This is a genomic window from Pedobacter terrae (assembly GCF_036946585.1).
In the GTDB taxonomy this organism is placed as follows: domain Bacteria; phylum Bacteroidota; class Bacteroidia; order Sphingobacteriales; family Sphingobacteriaceae; genus Pedobacter; species Pedobacter terrae_C.
Window position 1 is genome coordinate 22,910 of sequence record NZ_JAQIIV010000009.1, and the last position, 18,316, is coordinate 41,225.

Annotated in this window: 11 protein-coding genes; 7 read left to right on the forward strand and 4 right to left on the reverse strand. The window is 40.9% G+C overall.

From position 1 onward, the window contains the following. Positions 1 to 23: 23 nt before the first annotated feature. The 4 genes from PGN18_RS13385 to PGN18_RS13400 all read right to left on the reverse strand — a co-directional run bounded on the left by PGN18_RS13385 (position 24) and on the right by PGN18_RS13400 (position 7,549). Positions 24 to 1,973, reverse strand: coding sequence for a glycoside hydrolase family 97 protein (locus PGN18_RS13385; RefSeq protein ID WP_335320013.1), 1,950 nt, complete (start codon positions 1,971 to 1,973; stop codon positions 24 to 26). 30 nt (positions 1,974 to 2,003) lie between these two features. Then, complete coding sequence (locus PGN18_RS13390) at positions 2,004 to 4,151, reverse strand: glycoside hydrolase family 43 protein (RefSeq protein ID WP_335320015.1); 2,148 nt, start codon at positions 4,149 to 4,151, stop codon at positions 2,004 to 2,006. After that, positions 4,141 to 5,757 carry a glycoside hydrolase family 43 protein gene (locus PGN18_RS13395; RefSeq protein ID WP_335320016.1) on the reverse strand — a complete coding sequence of 539 codons (1,617 nt, stop codon included), beginning with the start codon at positions 5,755 to 5,757 and terminating at the stop codon, positions 4,141 to 4,143. The genes PGN18_RS13390 and PGN18_RS13395 overlap by 11 nt, the downstream gene beginning before the upstream one ends. A 157-nt stretch (positions 5,758 to 5,914) precedes the next feature. Then, a complete protein-coding gene (locus tag PGN18_RS13400) occupies positions 5,915 to 7,549 on the reverse strand; it encodes an alpha-L-fucosidase (RefSeq protein WP_335320017.1) in 1,635 nt (544 codons plus the stop codon). A gap of 546 nt (positions 7,550 to 8,095) precedes the next feature. Here PGN18_RS13400 and PGN18_RS13405 point away from each other — a divergent pair. The 7 genes from PGN18_RS13405 to PGN18_RS13435 all read left to right on the forward strand — a co-directional run bounded on the left by PGN18_RS13405 (position 8,096) and on the right by PGN18_RS13435 (position 18,314). Next, on the forward strand, positions 8,096 to 8,671 hold the full coding sequence (locus PGN18_RS13405) for an RNA polymerase sigma factor (protein WP_335320018.1): 576 nt from the start codon (positions 8,096 to 8,098) through the stop codon (positions 8,669 to 8,671). A 66-nt stretch (positions 8,672 to 8,737) separates the two neighbouring features. Continuing rightward, positions 8,738 to 9,868, forward strand: coding sequence for a FecR family protein (locus tag PGN18_RS13410; protein WP_335320019.1), 1,131 nt, complete (start codon positions 8,738 to 8,740; stop codon positions 9,866 to 9,868). Between the two features lie 152 nt (positions 9,869 to 10,020). Continuing rightward, a complete protein-coding gene (locus tag PGN18_RS13415; RefSeq protein WP_335320020.1) occupies positions 10,021 to 13,341 on the forward strand; it encodes a SusC/RagA family TonB-linked outer membrane protein in 3,321 nt (1,106 codons plus the stop codon). Positions 13,342 to 13,350: 9 nt separating this feature from the next. After that, positions 13,351 to 14,754, forward strand: a complete 1,404-nt coding sequence (locus PGN18_RS13420) for a RagB/SusD family nutrient uptake outer membrane protein (protein WP_335320022.1) — start codon at positions 13,351 to 13,353, stop codon at positions 14,752 to 14,754. Between the two features lie 4 nt (positions 14,755 to 14,758). Then, positions 14,759 to 15,469 carry a DUF4843 domain-containing protein gene (locus PGN18_RS13425; protein WP_335320023.1) on the forward strand — a complete coding sequence of 237 codons (711 nt, stop codon included), beginning with the start codon at positions 14,759 to 14,761 and terminating at the stop codon, positions 15,467 to 15,469. A gap of 3 nt (positions 15,470 to 15,472) precedes the next feature. Then, positions 15,473 to 16,882: a PKD-like family lipoprotein gene (locus tag PGN18_RS13430; RefSeq protein ID WP_335320024.1), complete on the forward strand. Its 1,410-nt coding sequence runs from the start codon at positions 15,473 to 15,475 to the stop codon at positions 16,880 to 16,882. A 31-nt stretch (positions 16,883 to 16,913) separates the two neighbouring features. Continuing rightward, the gene (locus PGN18_RS13435; protein ID WP_335320025.1) at positions 16,914 to 18,314 is read left to right on the forward strand and encodes a TlpA disulfide reductase family protein; all 1,401 of its coding nucleotides are present in this window, start codon (positions 16,914 to 16,916) and stop codon (positions 18,312 to 18,314) included. The last annotated feature ends 2 nt before the right edge of the window (positions 18,315 to 18,316 follow it).

Consider the following 18,316-nt stretch of genomic DNA (forward strand, 5'->3'; position numbering starts at 1 on the left):
CTTAAAATAAATGAAATCCATCTTTATTCTACCACGGCTACAAAACCACCACGTGGTAAACAGTTAATTTTAACCGGCTGTCCTTTACGCCAAACCTGAGTTTCAGTTTTAAAAGATTTATCATTTTCACCATCCTGGATAATGTTGATGTTTGCTTGTTTTTTATTCAAAAAGTCTAAACTAAATTGAAGTATCTTTGCATTTTCCTGTCCGTTCAGTCCGCCAATGTACCATTTGGTACCGCGTTTTCTTGCCATCACCACATGTTTCCCGGGAAAACCACTTAGTAAGCGTGTTTCATCCCAGGCAGTAGGCACCGTCTTTAAAAAGTTTTTTGGCGCATCAGGCAGTGCATAATAAGCTTCAGGGCGGTCTGCAAAATGTTGTAGGGCCGACTCAAAAACAACTGAAAGTGCCAGTTCATGACCGTAAGAAGTAATGTGCGGGTGCTGACTGTTAGAGAAAGTAACCGGGGTATAGTCCATTGAACCAATTACGTTTCTGGTAAAAGGCAAAGTAGTATTGTGTACTGCTGCTTTATGGGTCATTACATCTCCGTTATTATACCATTCAGCACCAAAAACGGCCTCCACACTCATCAGGTTTGGATAAGTTCTAGACCATCCGCGTGGAATAGTTGCACCGTGAAAATTGACCATCAAATGGTGGTCTGCTGCATCCTTTAAAATATCAAGGTACAACTTCATCATGTCTTGCTGATCGCCAGCAAAAAAATCGACCTTAATCCCATAAACCCCAATTTTATTTAACCACTCGAATTCTTTTAAACGTTTGTCGCGTGTACGCATTCTATCAACCGGTGTTGAGGTAGACCAATCTGTAGTACCCGAATTGTACCAGATCATCGGTTTAATGCCTTTAGATTTGGCATAATTAACGGCATCTTCCAGTTTACCTCCGTTGCCCATCGTATCCCATTCCCAATCGATGAGTACATATGGCCAGGTCATTGTTTTGGCCAGATCAGTATATTCTAACGCCTTTTGGTAATCTCTGGAGCCGTGGTTGTAAGCCCAGTAAATCCAGGCAACCGCCCCCGGTTTGATCCAATCTTTTTGTGCAATACGGCTGGGTTCACTCACATCAGTAATTAGCGTAGATTGTACCACAGTTTCCAAAGAACCGATCGTTACAGTATGCCATTGCGAATTCCAAGGCAGGTTACTCACATTACCTTGTTGCTCAAAGCCCTTCCGACCGGCAGCATAGCTTATTTTATATTGATTTAGATCTGCTTTATTGCTCAATTTAGATGCTGCGTTAAATTCGCTATTCCCTGCTTCAGAAATTAAGTACCATACTGGTGCCTGTTTCGATTTAAAAAGTGCCGGATATGACCACTCCTGCCCTTTTTCGCCTTTTCCATTGGTGCTGTGAGGATAAAAATCTTCGTACCCTGGATCGTAAGCCTGCGCCCAACGTTCTGTTTGAGTGGGAATATTAAAAGTGGTATATTCATCTTTGATGTTAACGGCTTGATCAGACCATTTGGGCAAAACATACCTGAATGCGATACCATCATTGTAAACCCTGAAAACGATATTCAATAGCTTACCATTAGCGTTTGAAAAAGAAAAGGTACTCTCATTGGCATTATTTTCACAGAGTTTGCGTTTTCCACTCACCATTTCATAGCGGGTATCAATACGTTTTATCGTTCCGGTGCTTTTCAGCGTCAGGTTTTTAAATTGTTCCTGGTCTGTATACAATCCTAATTGATTACTAGCCATAACGCCCGACCATTTTCCATTGTTTTGATAATATACCTGAAACCGTGCAGAGGCGGTGGTATCATTCGCGCCCTGTACCTGGTAATCCAAAACCACTCTGATTTTTCCATTAGGAGAAAGGATCGGAAAAGACTGTTTTTTTTGAGCAAATACCGCCGTGTAGCTACACCAGGTTAGCATACTGCAAAGAATAATAATAACTTTTTTGATCGAAATTTTCATGGTTTGTATAGGTTCATTTTGTGTTTAAAATTATTCTGTGACCAGTTTCCAGCTGAAAACGGTACCATCTTTTCTATTGGGTAAAGTACCTGGCCAGTCTGCGCCGTACAATTCTCCTGTTTTGGGATCGAGCCCTACAAAACGGTTGTTTTTTAAGGATAGCAACATACATTGTCCCCTTAACATATCCTGCCACATAAACAGACTGCCCGGTGTTTCATCTTTCATCAAACGCACATCTGCTGATAAGCCTAAACTGGTAATGGTCAAAAATCCAGTTCCATTAAGCGCCTGAAGTGCAACTTTCCCCTGCCCACGGTCTAACACGAGGAATTGATAAGCAGAATCCAGGTCTTTACTATAAGTGCGACCCGGGCAAAGCATGCCATGTGGGTTTGCCCAGAGCTGACGCCTATCGGCAAGATTGGTCAATGTAATTACTTTACCCAGTGGTAAATTTTTAGATCGATCAGCCAAGGGTTCAGTTAACTGAAAGTGATCAAATTCGGCATAACCACCCTCTTTTCCTTTGGTGTTGTAAGCAAAAAGCGCATACCGGGTACCTTGAAAGGTTTTAAGTTGATAAGGCATACGGATGCTGTCACCTACATTCTCGAAGGTTTTGCCATCTGTACTGTAACTCAACTGGGCAATATCTTCATCAAAATTACCAAAGGCGCGTAGATAAATATGTGGAGATTTTATCGGTTTATCGATCGTTTTTTGCTGATACTGATCGAACATGCGGAAAACAAAACGGTTCCCCTCCCGTAAAATCCCCATCCAGGCATAAGGAATATTCATTAAACCCAACCCGGCCAGATCGCCATCTTTTAAATGCTGCGCATTTAACTCCACTACTGCACTAGCATCAGGGCCAATGCCTCGTTGGGTCAGCGTATTTCTGGCCCAGAGAAAATCTTTAGCTGAAAGGGTATTTAATCTTAATTTCCCGCCTTTAAGTTTCCATTTGCTATCAACAGGATTATGGTTCCACTGCCAGGCAGAAGCCAGGTTCGAACCATCAAATTCGTCATCTCTAACATATGGTGCATGTGGCAGATCCGCATTGGCTACGTTGGGTTTCAACCAGGTTCGAGGCGATCGACCCAGGTTCCCCTCGATACCAAAAAACGGCCATCCCTCTTTCCAGGTTATGGGAGAAAGAAAGGTTGTACGACCTACTGATCGAAAATCCATCATTGAAAAGCCCCACCAATCGCCATTTGGAAGATCAACAATGCCTCCCTGGTGCATGGGGACTGAAGCAAAAAGCTGATCGCTCTGTTTTATTATGCCCAGTTTTGCATCGGCTGCAGGTAGAGCAGAATCTAACCACATATTCTGGGTAAACCATCCCAGTGAAGTACCCATGGTTTCCTTTGCACTTACTACTGTAGTTTCATAAGGACCGTAAATATCAGCAGCCCTTGCACATTGCAAACGGCCGTTATCGGCATTGGTAATGTAGTATTTGCCATTGATTTTGTATAGATGGTTTCCTTCGCCCATGGCATTTCCCCGTGGAATGATCACCCGATCGCTGCCCTCCACAAAACCGCTAAGGTCAGATCTCAACTCAATCAGCTTAATTTCGCCAACCCCATAAACCACATAGATTTTATCATTTTCAAATAAAACAGAAAGGTCGTAAATATGGCGTTTAAGCTGGTGCTGTTTCCAAGGTCCGGCAGGATTTGTAGCCGTAAAAACCTGCAATCCATGGCGATTTACATTGGAAAAGATGTAAAAAACACCATTATGGTGCCTGATACACGGTGCCCATATCCCTTGTCCGTATGCCTCTTTACCATTGGTCAGGTCAAATTCTTCTCCCAGCGTAAAACGATCCATGGCATAACTCACCAACTTCCAGTTCACCAGATCTTTAGAATGTAATACTGGTAAACCGGGTACGCTATGCATGGTTGTTCCGGTGAGGTAAAAATCATTGCCTACCCGAACAATATCTGGATCAGAAAATTCATCGTAAAAAAGTGGATTGGTGTAGGTGCCATTTCCGTTATCTGCTGTCCAGGATTGTGCGTTCAGCGTTAGCGACCACAACAAGCCCAGGAAAGTTAAAACATAAATTCGCCACAAGTTTTGTGATCCAAAACGAATCAACCAACGTAACACGGACTGTGTATATAGATACATCGTTTTGCTATTGTCCATAATCATAATGAAGGTAATCTACATCAATATATCCTCCCTTATTTAAGGGATTGTAATTATATATGGCTATCCGGTCACCACGGTAAGATCCCCACTGTAATTGATAAGGCTCGCCAAAAGTTTTAAACTGCTTACCATCCAAACTATAGCTGAAGGTACTTTTACCGTCCAGGCCCCAAACTGATCGTAACCAGATATCATTACCTTTAATTTCAGGGCCAGGCATAGATTGATTTTTAGTGCCGAATACCAATTTCTTCACCTGACCAGCGCATTCAAAGCCAATAGTAGCATATTGAGGTGCGCCGAAATGCGATAAACCTGCCTTTTGCCCATCAGCCATTCCACGGAGATCAAACTTTGCGGTAACGGTATTTTTCGAGGTACGGTAAACCCTTTGGGTAATGGTATTGCCGGCAGAAAGAATATGATCTTTTAATGGTTTAAAGGCACGTAAACGCAACCAACCTTTTCTTTCGGACAAAGACCATTGATCTTTTTTTGGCTGGTAGTTCCATTCCCATTGTGGCTGAATGGTTTTGGCATTAAAATCGTCACTGCTTTTTGGTTGCATTTTGCGGGTACCTTTTACTGGCATTGGTGCCGACCATACCATTTCTCCTATACCATTGGCATTAGGCTTTCCAATAACCGGCCAGCCATCTAACCAGGTTACCGGCAGCAAACTTAAAATCCTTCCTGACCAATCGCCAGAACCATGATGGGTTAGAAAATACCATCCTCCGGTTTGGGTTTGTACCAATCCACCCTGGTTAGGTTCGTTAAACTCAGGTTGCCCTTCGCTCAGTTGCCGTGGACCTTCGTAAGGTCCGTAAATGTTTTTGGCACGCTCCATCATCAACACGCGAACGTTATTACGTACTTCACTAAACAAGTGATAATAATAACCGTTAATCTTATACAATTTGTTGGCTTCGCTTCCATTAGACTGATAAATTACTTTATCTGATGCTTTGATCAACGATTTGCCATCAGCCGTCATTTTAAAAAGATGAATTTTATAACCATCGGCGAAATGCGTTCCGATGAGATAGCCCTGACCATCCTCATCCCAGAAAGGACAGCAATCATCCCAGCCTTTTTCGGCCCAAACACGGTGTAAAGGTTCCCATGGCCCTTCTGGTTTAGCTGCAGAACTCATAAAATAACCTTCGTCCGGATCGCCGAAATAAATCCAGAAACGGTTGTTGTGATAACGGATCGCCCCCGCCCAGATTCCTTTTCCGTAACGGTTCATCTGGGTATAGTCCATCGCTGGCGAAATGGTTGTAATATCTTCAACAGCATGCCCCAGTATCTGCCAGTTCACCATGTCCTTTGACTTAAGGATCACAAATCCTGGTGAATATTGAAAGGTAGAAGATACAGCATAGTAGTAATCGCCAACGCGAATACAATCCACATCACTGTAATCGCCAGGTAAAACGGGATTGCGATAGGTACCATTACCCTGATCTCCCCAATGTGTCCAATTGCCCCAATCAGGCACCGCAGCCGGCGACTGGGCAAACAGCGGATGAAGAGACAGCAATGTGAGTACAACACATACTGCTAATATTTTTCTTATATTTTTGTTTAATTTCATTATAATTATTGGCGTATCGGTATGTTAAAAGCCATGCAATGTGAAACGCATGACTTTTTCCTGTTTGAGCATCATGATTCCAAGCGCATTATTAATTGCCCAGGTGTTCCTCAGAATTCCCTTATCCCTGGATGAAGAAAATACCGGTCAAACCAGGCTAAACAATGGCCCCATTTATTTTAAACACATAGGCAATAGCGCCTGGTGCTTGTTCAGGGAGGTTTATTTTTAAGCCTGCTCCAGTTTGTTCAAACGCTACAGTTCCGGGATACCCCAGTAAACTTACCTTTTGTACTTTACCCACTTTGTTTGATGCCAGGCTTTCTATCATGGCTATTCTATCAGAAGGCCAGGCTAACATGGCCGCATATAAATCTTTACCTTTAGTGGTAAAACGGAAATCTTTTGGACCATATGTTACACCACCTTCATTAAATCCTTGTGCACTAATCGGTTTAGCGGATGCAATAGCCGGACCTTCACCAAATGCCGTCCAAGGGCGGGTACTGTAAATGCATTCACTATTTCGCTGCATCCAATCGGTTATGCCCTCTACTATAGCACGTTCTTTTTCATCTATCGAGCCATCGCCCCTTACCGGAATATTTACCATCAGGTTACCATTTTTGCTCACCACGTCCAGTAGCATGTGGATAATCGTTTTGGCATCTTTATACCAATTGTTATCGTAAAAAGCACGTTCGTAATGCCATGTTCCAATACAGGTGTCGGTTTGGAAAGGTTCTGCTGCAATACCATTAGTTTGTCCGCGCTCTATATCCCATACCATACATTTACGTTGTTGCTCGTCTAGTACCTTGCCGAACAAAACCGCTTCCAACTTACCATATTTCTTGATGCTTTGGTTGTACATGTGCGCAGCAATCCGTAAGCCGACATCACTGATGGGATATAATGGCAATACGGAATCATCAAAATAAACCACATCTGCTCCATATTTATCTAAAAGTTCAATGGTGCGTTTATAAAATTTTTCACAATAGGCTTTAGAAGGTACCGATGCGCCGTTTCCCCAAGCCCATTGACTATGAATCATCCCATTATCTTCACTGTTTTTACTAAGCGGATGATCTTGTTCATAAAGCTCCTGAGGGTCGAATCCTTCCCACCACTTTCCCTTACCGTCTGCCTTGGTCACTTTTCCATCGTAGGGAATACCTGCCATTGGCCCGTGTTTATCCGCACGTTGTGCAGTTTCCATCCAGCTCCAGGCATGGGCTGCGTGTACACTTACACCAAAACGGAGATCATTGTTTTTAGCTGCTTTTGCCCAACCGGCAATGATATCTTTCTTAGGACCTATCTTTGTTGAATTCCATTTTTGATGCGTACTGTTAAACATATCAAAATTATCATGATGGTTGGCCATGGCCATAAAGTACCTGGCACCTGCTTTTTTATACAAGCTAACCAATTCTTCAGGATCCCATTGATCTGCTTTCCATTCATTAATTACATCCTTAAAACCAAATTTGGATGGGTGTCCGTATTTTTTAACATGAAAATTATATTTGGCACTGCCCTCCATATACATTTCACGGGCATACCAATCGCCAACTTCAGGCTGGCATTGTGGCCCCCAATGTGCCCACATACCAAATTTGGCATCACGAAACCATTCAGGTGTTTTATATTCAGACAGGGAATCCCATGTGGGTTTAAATGGCCCGGCCGCATAAGGCACATTAAGCAGTTGGCCTGCATAACTTTTAGATAGGTATAGCGATGATAAACTCAAAGCCATGCCTTTAATTAAGGTTCTTCTTTTCATATTGTGTGTTTTCTACATAGCCTTATTCAGCAAGAATAAGGCTATGCTAGTCGGTTTGATCTATTTGGTTAAAGCTAAGGCATCTTCAGATCCCTATATACCAACCAAAATTAATCGACTTTAAACCAAAAAAATTAAATAAATAAGACTTTTTTTTGTACAAATCCGACATTTTAAGATTTTCAACACGACTTTAAATGCAGTTTATTTGGTAAATCGTTTCAAATTCTACCAGGAAAACTCATTTAAATACAACTTCGTCTTTTATCGTTTACGAATAGCTTGGTTGCGTATAAATTTGATAATCTTAACCTTGCGATTGAGTACTTCCATTATACGAAGCAGTTTATTATAAACACGTCCTGCATTATTGGGCTGCAAACTATAAGTTGTAGCGTAGCACCAAATCCGTAAAACTAAAGTATATTTGTACAGTTAAATCCGTATAATTGCGGTAGCACTACTGCTTTATCATTCAAATTTGCAAAAACTACCGATAAATTAAGTTGCTACGTGATTATGTCGTTCATTACCAACCCATAACTAATGTCAACACCCTTATTCGCCCGCGACAGTGATCTTCTAACGGCTTTAAAAGCTGGAAGAAGCAGCGCATATAAGGAAATTTATGATCGTTACTGGCAGGTATTATACCGCTTTTCGCGTAAGATGCTTCAAGATGAAAATGTGGCCAAAGATGTGGTACAGGAAGTTTTCACGATTTTATGGGCTAAAAGAGAAAGCCAAAATGCAAACGTACCACTTGCAGCCTATTTATATACCCTCACCCGGAACCGGATTCTTGATCTGGTTAAACGCACGAAGGTAGAAAACAGATACCTGGAATCTTTAACCAGTTTTATACAGCTTAACCATGCCACACCTGATCGTCTTTATATTGAAAAAGAACTGTACGATCAGATTGAACAAGAAATTCAGCACTTGCCGGAAAAGATGCGTCGGATATTTGAAATGAGCCGAAAGGAATATAAATCCAACCAGGAAATTGCAGATGAGCTCCAGATTTCCAACAAGACGGTTAAAAATCAACTCAGCAATGCGTTAAAAACCCTCAGAAACAAGCTGGGTGATACCATGAACACCTATCTTATCTTTTTTTAATTTTTTTTCATTTCACATGGGACTTTCGTCCCAGTTAGTCGTTAAGCCAGTATCTACTGACCAAAAATGACTGAAGATCAAACTAAATACGCTCAGGACCTGCTTTACCGTTATAACGCGGGTAACTGTACACCAGAAGAAGAAATCCAGATTGAAGCCTGGTTTAATGCATACGCCAATACCGTTGCCGATGTTGAATATTCGGAAAACATGGAACTGATTGGGCAGGAAATCTGGGCGAAACTTCCGGCAACCGATGTTGCAATTAAGCGTAAGCTATGGCCAAGATTTGCGGCAGCTGCTGCGATAATCCTGGTATTGTTTGGCGTTTTTAAGCTTTATGAACGTAACCTGACACCCGAGCAACCATTGGTGCAAAACCAAAAAGAACAAATAACACCAGGTACTTTTGGCGCTACCCTAACGCTGGCGAATGGAAAACAAATCAGGTTAAGTCACCTGAAGAATGGTCTTTTCGCTGAAGAAGCTGGTGTAAAAATTACCAAGACAGCTAAAGGCGAATTAGTTTACGAGGTTAAAGATGAAGCCGATAACACCTTAAAAACAAACACCCTGTCTACCGCAAAGGGCGAAACCTTTAAGGTTGAACTTCCAGACGGATCCTCGGTATGGCTAAATGCGGCTTCCAGTCTTACCTACACGACCAACTTAGCCAATGCGGAAATCAGAAAGGTAAAGTTGAGTGGTGAAGCTTATTTCAAAGTGGCTCATGATAAAGAACATCCTTTTGTGGTAACAACACGAGGGCATGATATCAAGGTATTGGGAACGGAATTTAATGTGAGTTCTTATGAAAATGACGATGAGGAAATAACCACACTCGTACAGGGAAAAATCAGTATGAATACCTCCAGAGACAGAATTATACTGGCACCAGGCGAAAAAGGAACAGTACATAACGGAGGCATTGAAAAATCAACTGCCAATATTGAGGCTGCAACGGGTTGGAAAAATAACGAATTCGTTTTTGCCAGTCAGGATATCAAGTCCATCATGAAACTGATTGCGAGATGGTATGATGTAAACATTACTTATGAAGGTGAAATACCGTCAGAAAAAATAAGTGGTAGCATTTCGAGATTTTCAGACATCCATAGCGTACTCAACATCCTGCAAGCTACCGGAACCGTTAAGATTAAAACCATGGGTAACCGTGTAGTGGTATCGACTATGTAATAAGATAAATTTAACTCATAAAATAAAGAATATTAATATACAACATATGACAAAAAGCTAACCTAAAGACCAAAATTTTAATTTTTGTAGACTGCAAAAATTACAGAATCAAACCAAAATCGACTATCAACTATTAAACCAAAACTAACTTAATGAAGACCAATAAAATGGTCGTGCATCGTGTTGCACGTCCCAGAATTCTGCGGGCAGTTACCTTGTTCCATTTCCTGCTCATCTTATCTTTTTTGCAGGTTAGCGCTTATACCTTTGCGCAGCGGATTACACTAAGCGTTTCTAACCAACCGCTTTCGGAAGTTTTCCGGATGATTAAAATCCAGACTGGCTATAATTTTGTTTATTCTGATAAAATCATTTCAGGTGCTAAACAGATTAGTGTAAACCTGAAAGAACAATCTATTGACGCATCACTCAAATCAATCTTAGGTCCACAAGGTATTAACTACACCATTCAGGATAAAACGGTGATACTGACCAGTAAAGTGCAGCAGAGTGATGAAATTGATGGCGTAGTTAGAGACCGTAAAACTGGCAATCCATTACCATCCGTAGTGGTTTCTATTAAAGGCGCTAGGTTCCAGACCCAAACAGATAACAACGGCCGTTTTAAACTTACTATACCAGCAAATGCCAAAGTGCTGGAGTTTAGGTATGTGGGTTATAAAACAGCTGAGGTTGAAATCAGGGCAGAACGTCATTTCAGTATTTTTTTAGAAGAACAGGCCGTAAGCCTGGATGAAACAGTAGTTAATGGTATCTTTACGCAACGCAAAGAAAATTTTACCGGGGCAGCGAATACCCTCACGGGTGCCGAACTGAAAAAAGTAAGTGCCAACAACGTATTTGCGGCAATCGGTGCACTCGATCCATCGTTCAGGATAGTACCCAACAATGTAACAGGCGGTAACATTAACCAATTGCCAAATATCCAACTCCGTGGGGAAAATTCCTTTCCTAACCTCTCAGGTCAACTGTCATCTATTCCAACCCTTCCACTCCTCATTTTGGATGGTTTTGAGGTAAACCTACAACGTATTGTAGACCTTGATATGAATTTAATCAGAAGCATTACCCTGTTAAAAGATGCTTCTGCTACCGCACTTTATGGTTCAAGAGGAGCTAATGGTGTGATTGTAATTACAACACTTAGCCCTGCAGCCGGCAAACTGCAGGTGAATATCACCCACGACTTTCGCCTCACTACCCCCGATCTTTCTGTATATCATCTGCTTAATTCGGAACAAAAGCTCGATTTCGAAAAAAGGGTAGGTTTATATAGTACCACATCAAATACTTTGCAAAGCAGTTTTGATATGCTTTACAACGAACGTTATAAAGCTTATGTTAAGGGTGTAAATACCGATTGGTTATCTCTTCCAACACAAAATGGTTATAGTAACCGGACATCGGTTTATGCCCAGGGAGGCGATTCTGTGGTACGTTATGCTCTCCAGGTATCGGGTGACTTTCAATCGGGTGTAATGAAAGGCCAGGACCGTACCAATTATTCAGGTCAGTTTGATTTAAATTATTTTAAAAAGAAATTTGAATTCCGTAATTCCCTGCGTATTTTTCAAAATAAGTCTAACGAATCGCCGTATGGTAATTTTGCAGACTATGTAGGAATGAATCCTTATTGGGCCCCTTATGATAGTAAAGGCAATGCTAACAGAATGGTGGAGGACTTAAGTTTTCTCGGATTTAATTACCAAACCGCAAATCCAATCTATGATGCAACATTCCATTCTATTAACAGTGCCAATTATTTTGGAATTTCCAATAACTTTAGTGCCCGATACAAGCCTACACAATCTATATATATAGAGAGCAGTTTAAGCATTAATAAACAGAGCGGAGGTAGTGATTTATTTTATTCTGCACAAAACACCAGGTTTAATAATGTTACTGATCTGAACCTGAAGGGAAGTTATGATTTAAGCACCAATAACAGTATGGGCTATGAAAGTTTGACAACTGCAAGCTGGAATGCCATATTTGGTAAACACCAGTTGTTTTCTAACTTAGCACTAAATTTATCTAGAAGTACATCCTCTTATAATACCTTTTCTGCAACAGGCTTTTTAACTGATGAATTAGATAACATCCTTTATGCTACACAGTATAGTGGGCGGCCGGTTGGCGATGAAAATACAGTTGCCCGCGTAGGCTTGCTTTACAGCGGAAATTACATCTACGATGATCGTTTTCTGGCCAGTGTTTCTTACAGAAAGGATGGTTCTTCGCAGTATGGCAGTGATAAACGTTTTGGTACGTTTTGGTCAGTCGGCGCAGGCTGGAATATCCACAACGAATCTTTCTTCCAAAAAAGCGACTTTGTTAACCGGTTAAAAATCAGGGGAAGTTACGGTTCTACGGGTTCGCTCAATGTGCCATCTTATGCCTCTCAATACAGGTATAATGTGAATGCAGGAACTGCCTATTTCGGTAACGTTGGCGCTACACTCGCAGGTTTAGGAAACGAGTTCTTAAGCTGGCAGGATGTGCTGAAAGCCAATATCGGGCTTGACGCCGATTTATTAAAAAACCGTTTAAACCTAAGGTTTGAGTTTTACCGTGAAAATACCAAAAATGCGATAACACAGATCACCCTGGCACCTTCAACTGGTTTTAACTCTTATACCGAAAATTTTGGAGAATTATTAAACAAAGGTTTCGAGTTTTATGCCAGGTATACCATCTTGGAAAATCCGTTCAGCCGGACGCTATGGACAGTTAATGTGAATGGATTTACGAATAGAAACACATTAAGAAAAATTTCAGCGGCGCTGCAGTCGTCAAACAATTTATTGAATAATGGAAATCCTGATCAAGTGAAACCCAATATTCAGCTAATAGAAGGACAATCGCTTAATACCATTTTTGCAGTACGTTCATTGGGGATTGATGCCACTACCGGCTCAGAGGTGTTTTTAACAAAATCAGGAGAAACCACGCTTGATTGGAATGTAGCTGACAAGGTACCCGTAGGAATTAGTCAGCCAGTTTGGAACGGAAACTTTGGCACTGGCTTTTCACACAAGGGTTTTGAGGTTAATCTGATCTTTAACTACCAATTCGGCGGACAAATGTACAACCAAACCTTGGTAGAGCGTGTGGAATCTGTTAATCCAAAATTCAATGTAGACCAAAGAGCTTATGACCTTGGTTGGGCAAAACCGGGTGATGTAAGTCAATTCAGAAGGATTACAGCTAGTCCAACTCAAACTAAGCTTACGTCAAGATTTGTACAGGATGATAATAACCTGATTTTAAGTTCTGCATCATTAGGTTATACTTTTTACAAAAAACAGTTCCTGGAAAAAATAGGGTTACGCAGTTTACAGCTCACGGCCATTACCAACGACCTTTTCAGGGTAAGTTCTATACAGGTAGAACGTGGCACCAGCAACCCTTTTGCCAGAACATATTCCTTAACTTTAAGAGCAGGTTTTTAACTAAAAGACATGAACCACAAAAAATTCTTAGCCATATTGGTTTGTTTAACCGCTATGCTAACGTCATGCAAAAAATATCTTGACGTAAATCCGAAATCATCTGTTTCTGAAAGCCAGTTATTTAGCTCCGAACTGGGTTTTCAACAGGCTTTAGATGGGGTATATTCGCTCTTTGCGTCACAAAACCTATTTGGCGACAACCTGACCATGGGTTTTACTTCAGCGCTGGCGCAGAATTATGCGATTCCCCTTAATCAAAGATTTTACGATACCGCTACATTCAACTTCACCTCAGAGGAAGTAGCTGGATTTGGCAGTTCAATCTGGACAAATGGTTATAATGCCATTGCCGGTGCCAATAAGGTGATCCAAAATACGGAAAAGCGACGTGATGTATTAAGTACCTCGGCTTACAGTCGGATTCGTGGTGAGGCTGTGGCCTTGCGGGCTTATATGCATTTCGAACTGCTGCGGTTATTCGGGCCTGAATATGTGAGTGGAATCAGTAAAAAAGCCATCCCTTACAAAAAAGATGTGAACCAGTCTACGTCAGTACCGCTAACTACACAGAACACGGTATTGGCTATACTTGCAGATCTGAATGAGGCAGAACAGCTTTTGTCCAAATCAGATCCGATCTTGAATGGCCAGACCAACCGTAACATTAAGATGAATTATTACGCGGTTAAGGCCCTAGAAGCCAGGGTTTATCTTTTTTCTGGTGACAAAAGCAAAGCCTTTACTGCCGCGAAATTGGTGGTGGATGCAAATAAATTCCCTTTTGTAACCTTTGGTGCTGCAACGGCTGAAGATCAAAACAAAGACCGGATCTATATTACAGAACAAATTTTCGGTTTAAGGGTGGCCAACCTAAAAGATTGGGCAGACCCAGGTTACTTCCGTGGTGCTTCCAACATGCGCCGTCCCACAACGGATTATTTTAAACTCTATGAAGGATCGAGTACTGATATCCGCTATATCGCGGGAATTGATGTAGATGACAGCAATAAGGCAGGTATCACCTTTTGTTCAAAATTTTGGCAAACCTACCCTGGTATCAACCCTTCTGACGATCGTTTGGATCAGTTAGTACCTATGATCCGTTTGTCGGAGATGTATTATATCCTGGCCGAATGCGCGTCAACTACAACAGATGGCATCAATTACCTGAATATCGTACGTGAAAACAGGAATATCAAAACGCCATTAGCCTCTAACCTTAGTCAAGCGGATTTAAACGATGAGATTACGAAGGAGTACCAAAAGGAATTTCATGCAGAGGGTCAGCTTTTCTTTTATTACAAGCGAAAAAACATCACACGGATGCAGTTCATGACTTCAGATATTCCGCTATCTAAATATGTATTGCCTATTCCCGATCAAGAATTAGAGTTTAATCCAAATTACAACTAAACAAATGAGATACTTAACGATATTATTATTCTTGCTGACTTTTGCCATTGGCTGCAAGAAAGACGATATAAAAACCTTTGATGGCCGTGATGGAATTAGTTTCTATAGTAGATTCTCCTCTGATCCGGATAGTACCAATTATTCATTCGCTTTACAACCAACCTTTAAAACGAAAGATACCATATTCATCAAAATGCGCTTGGTAGGCAAACCTTCAGGTGTGGAACGTGGTATTAAGTTAAAGGCAATGGCCGGATCAACCGCACGCCCGAATGTAGATTACATTTTGCCTGAAGTGAAGTTACCAGCCAATGCAGTTTTTGTAAACTACCCCTTGATTGTATTCAATACGCCAGAAATGCTTAACCAAAGTTTCAAATTGGTACTTGGCGTTGATCCTGGAAGTGAATTGATTTCTGGTGCGGCGGGAATAGCAGTAGATCAGTCTAAAAACTTCGCTCAAATGAAAGTCAATATCACCAATCAGCTCATTGAACCCGATTATTGGCAGAATATCAGCTTCTTTTTTGGAGACTTTAGTGTGGTAAGATTTAAATTTATGGTGAAAGTGACAGGACTCACCAATTTCGACCCTAATGTAATTGGTTTTAGTGAAATGTTCCTGATCCAGGTAAATTTGAAAAAAGCACTTTCAGATTATGTTCAGGCGAACGGCCCTCTTATTGATGAATTCGGTAACCAAATTACATTCTAAGCTATGTTGAAAATAAAATATTGCATTTGCGTATGGTTGATATGCTGTGCCACCTTATGGTCTTGCAAAAAAAGTCAGGACTTTAACTATAAAGAACTAAACGAACTAGAGATTAAAGACAGTGTAAATTTGACTATCGTCCAGTTTGACACGCTAAAAATTAATCCGCAGATTACACAAAGTAAACCTGAAGGTGAGGGATTTACCTATCAGTGGAAAATTTATCCTTATTCTCCTATTGAGGGACTTGATGCACAAGTTCTGGCCACAACAAAAGCATTAAATGCTGTTATCCCTTATCCACCGTTAAAAGATGGTTATAACCTGGAATACAAAATCACCAATTCAGCCACTGGAGTATCCACTTTTAAAATCTATAGTATAAGGGTTACAGATGCTTTTGGCGAGGGCTGGCTGGTGAGCAGCACCGCTTCGGGTAATGCGCAGTTGGGTTTTATCCGTTCAGACTATAAAGTATTTTATAATCCGGCAGGGGCTGTAAATCAAACCACTTTTCCAGGCAATGCTGTTGGCGCTTATGTTTTTTACAATAGTGATGAGAGTCGGTTTGGGGTAAGTTTTTTTACTGACAAAGGGAGCTACCGCTTTAATGCGACTGATTTTTTACGTTCAGGAAAATCAACTACTAGTTTCACGCCGGTAAAAGACAAATTTGCTTTTGGAGTATCAAGGTTTACCACCGAAGAGTATTTGGTTAATGATGGAAGCCTTTATGCAGCCTCCATGCTTAATGACCCTGCTAGTGTTACCTATTCTGAAAGATTAGAAGGTGACTATAACCTCTTTCCAAAAGTAATTACCAACGGTTTATTTTCCACTTATTTTTATGATAACAAATACAAAAGGTTTATGTATGTGCCTTTTGGCAGCTTTAGTTTAATTCCCACATTTGGATCTGCAAAAGCTGCTTTTAACATTGGAGATACCGGAATGCTGATGGTGGGCGCAATGGATGGTGCTTCAGCAGATGAATTTTTCTTTATCATGCAAGATAGCAATGGCGATCGATTCATCTATTCATTATCAGGGGCACAACCTCAAGTAAATGAAAAAATAATGAATAGCCCAGCTATCGCTTCTGCCAAAACATTTGCTGCTTCTAAGTTTTTAAGGCAGGTATATTATGCTACAGATAACAGTATTTATTTATATGATATTGTGCTGAAGTCGTCTCAGCTACTTTATACGTTTCCTTCCGGTACTCAGATCAAACAGATCCAGATCAACCCGGCTGATAACAGATCAATGGTAGTCTCAGCCAACCAGGCTTCTGGAGGTGGCGTGTACTTCTTTAAAATAAACACGCTGGGAGAATTCAGTAACGGCACTTACGCTCAAAAAGTAGATGGCTTTGGTGAGATTTCTGTTGTAAGCTATCGAAAAGGTAACTAAATAAATTAATCTGTAAAAAAGAAAAACCTATATGTTTCGCAAAACTATTATTTGTTTAAGCTTCGCGGTAAGCTGTTTCGCCCAGCTATTTGCGCAAAGCACCCGTGATCTTCAAAAAGAGCTGGAAGAACTAAAAAGCGTTCAGGATACCGTGGTATTGAACCAAAAGCTATCGGCACTCGCAACGGGATCTGAAGAAGACCTGGAGCTACTCACCCAATATGGGCTCGCCAAAGCATGGCCCCGTAGCAAGTGGGATGAATTCGCTGCGAAACGCATACCCAAAGAACAATTTGCCTTTAATAAAGCACAGGAAAAGTTTTTTGTAGAAAAGGATCTGAATAAAAAGCTGTCCATATTGGCTTACATCAAAAAGCAATTTCCCAATCAAAAATATGGCTATAACTATGCTTTACTGGCTGGCGATTACGCCAGGGCAGGTAACTTTAATCAGGCCATGGTCTATTTACAGAAAACAAAAGACCAGGATCGCTTAATGGCCTGGTCTCAATTGGCTTTGGTAAATGACCCGAAGATATCAAAACAGGTTAGCTTACGGGTAGACCAAACCTTATTGCAAAAAAAATTGCCTCAAGAAGAGCGAATTATGCTCCTGAATATGAAGCGTTACCTGCTGGAACAAAAACAGGATTATAAAAATGCAGTCATTATCGCAAAAAAGGTATTGGATTTAAATCCAAAGCCATCTCAAAATGAAATTGATCATTACAACATTTTACTCAGTAAAAGCGGTAACTACCAGGCTGCATTTCCAGCCCTTGAAAAAATGATCAAAAACGAGACAGAGGATGAAGAAATCAAGGGTGAATATAAACGCGCTTATCAATTCATGTATCCAAAAAGAGATGTAAAAGCACATCTTGATTCTATCGAGAGTTTGAGAGTCAAACAGTATGAAGCCAAGTACAAAAACTATAATGGAGAAAACCTGATCAAAGAAAAAGCACCAGAATTTGAGCTGCTGGATGCCAACGGCAATACGGTATCATTGAAAGATTTTAAAGATAAAATCATGGTAATTGATTTTTGGGCCACATGGTGTATGCCCTGTAAGGCAGCACTGCCAGGTATGCAGCTATTGGTAGATAAATACAAAAATGATCCGGATGTTAAATTTCTGTTCATTCACACCAAAGAAATCACTGGCGAATCTTTTAGTAAGGTAAGAGACCAATCGCTGGCTTATTTTAAAGCACATGACTTTACACTTCCGCTTTATGTAGATTTAAAAGACAAGGATACCAAAAAAAATAAAGTGGCAGAGTGCTTCAAGGTGAGCGGTATACCTCATAAAGTGATCGTCGATCGTAATGGCTTTATCCGATTAAACAGTGTAGGGTTTGGGGGTTCAACTCCTGATCTGGTCGCAGAAATGACCGCAGTTATTGAGAAGGTTAAAGAATTAAATTAATA

What these genes read in the sequence shown, in the direction of transcription:
- PGN18_RS13385 (WP_335320013.1), bottom strand. Translation starts at nt 1,973, where the DNA reads ATGAAAATTTCGATCAAAAAAGTTATTATTATTCTTTGCAGTATGCTA.
- PGN18_RS13390 (WP_335320015.1), bottom strand. Translation starts at nt 4,151, where the DNA reads ATGGACAATAGCAAAACGATGTATCTATATACACAGTCCGTGTTACGT.
- PGN18_RS13395 (WP_335320016.1), bottom strand. Translation starts at nt 5,757, where the DNA reads ATGAAATTAAACAAAAATATAAGAAAAATATTAGCAGTATGTGTTGTA.
- PGN18_RS13400 (WP_335320017.1), bottom strand. Translation starts at nt 7,549, where the DNA reads ATGAAAAGAAGAACCTTAATTAAAGGCATGGCTTTGAGTTTATCATCG.
- PGN18_RS13405 (WP_335320018.1), top strand. Translation starts at nt 8,096, where the DNA reads ATGTCAACACCCTTATTCGCCCGCGACAGTGATCTTCTAACGGCTTTA.
- PGN18_RS13410 (WP_335320019.1), top strand. Translation starts at nt 8,738, where the DNA reads ATGACTGAAGATCAAACTAAATACGCTCAGGACCTGCTTTACCGTTAT.
- PGN18_RS13415 (WP_335320020.1), top strand. Translation starts at nt 10,021, where the DNA reads ATGAAGACCAATAAAATGGTCGTGCATCGTGTTGCACGTCCCAGAATT.
- PGN18_RS13420 (WP_335320022.1), top strand. Translation starts at nt 13,351, where the DNA reads ATGAACCACAAAAAATTCTTAGCCATATTGGTTTGTTTAACCGCTATG.
- PGN18_RS13425 (WP_335320023.1), top strand. Translation starts at nt 14,759, where the DNA reads ATGAGATACTTAACGATATTATTATTCTTGCTGACTTTTGCCATTGGC.
- PGN18_RS13430 (WP_335320024.1), top strand. Translation starts at nt 15,473, where the DNA reads ATGTTGAAAATAAAATATTGCATTTGCGTATGGTTGATATGCTGTGCC.
- PGN18_RS13435 (WP_335320025.1), top strand. Translation starts at nt 16,914, where the DNA reads ATGTTTCGCAAAACTATTATTTGTTTAAGCTTCGCGGTAAGCTGTTTC.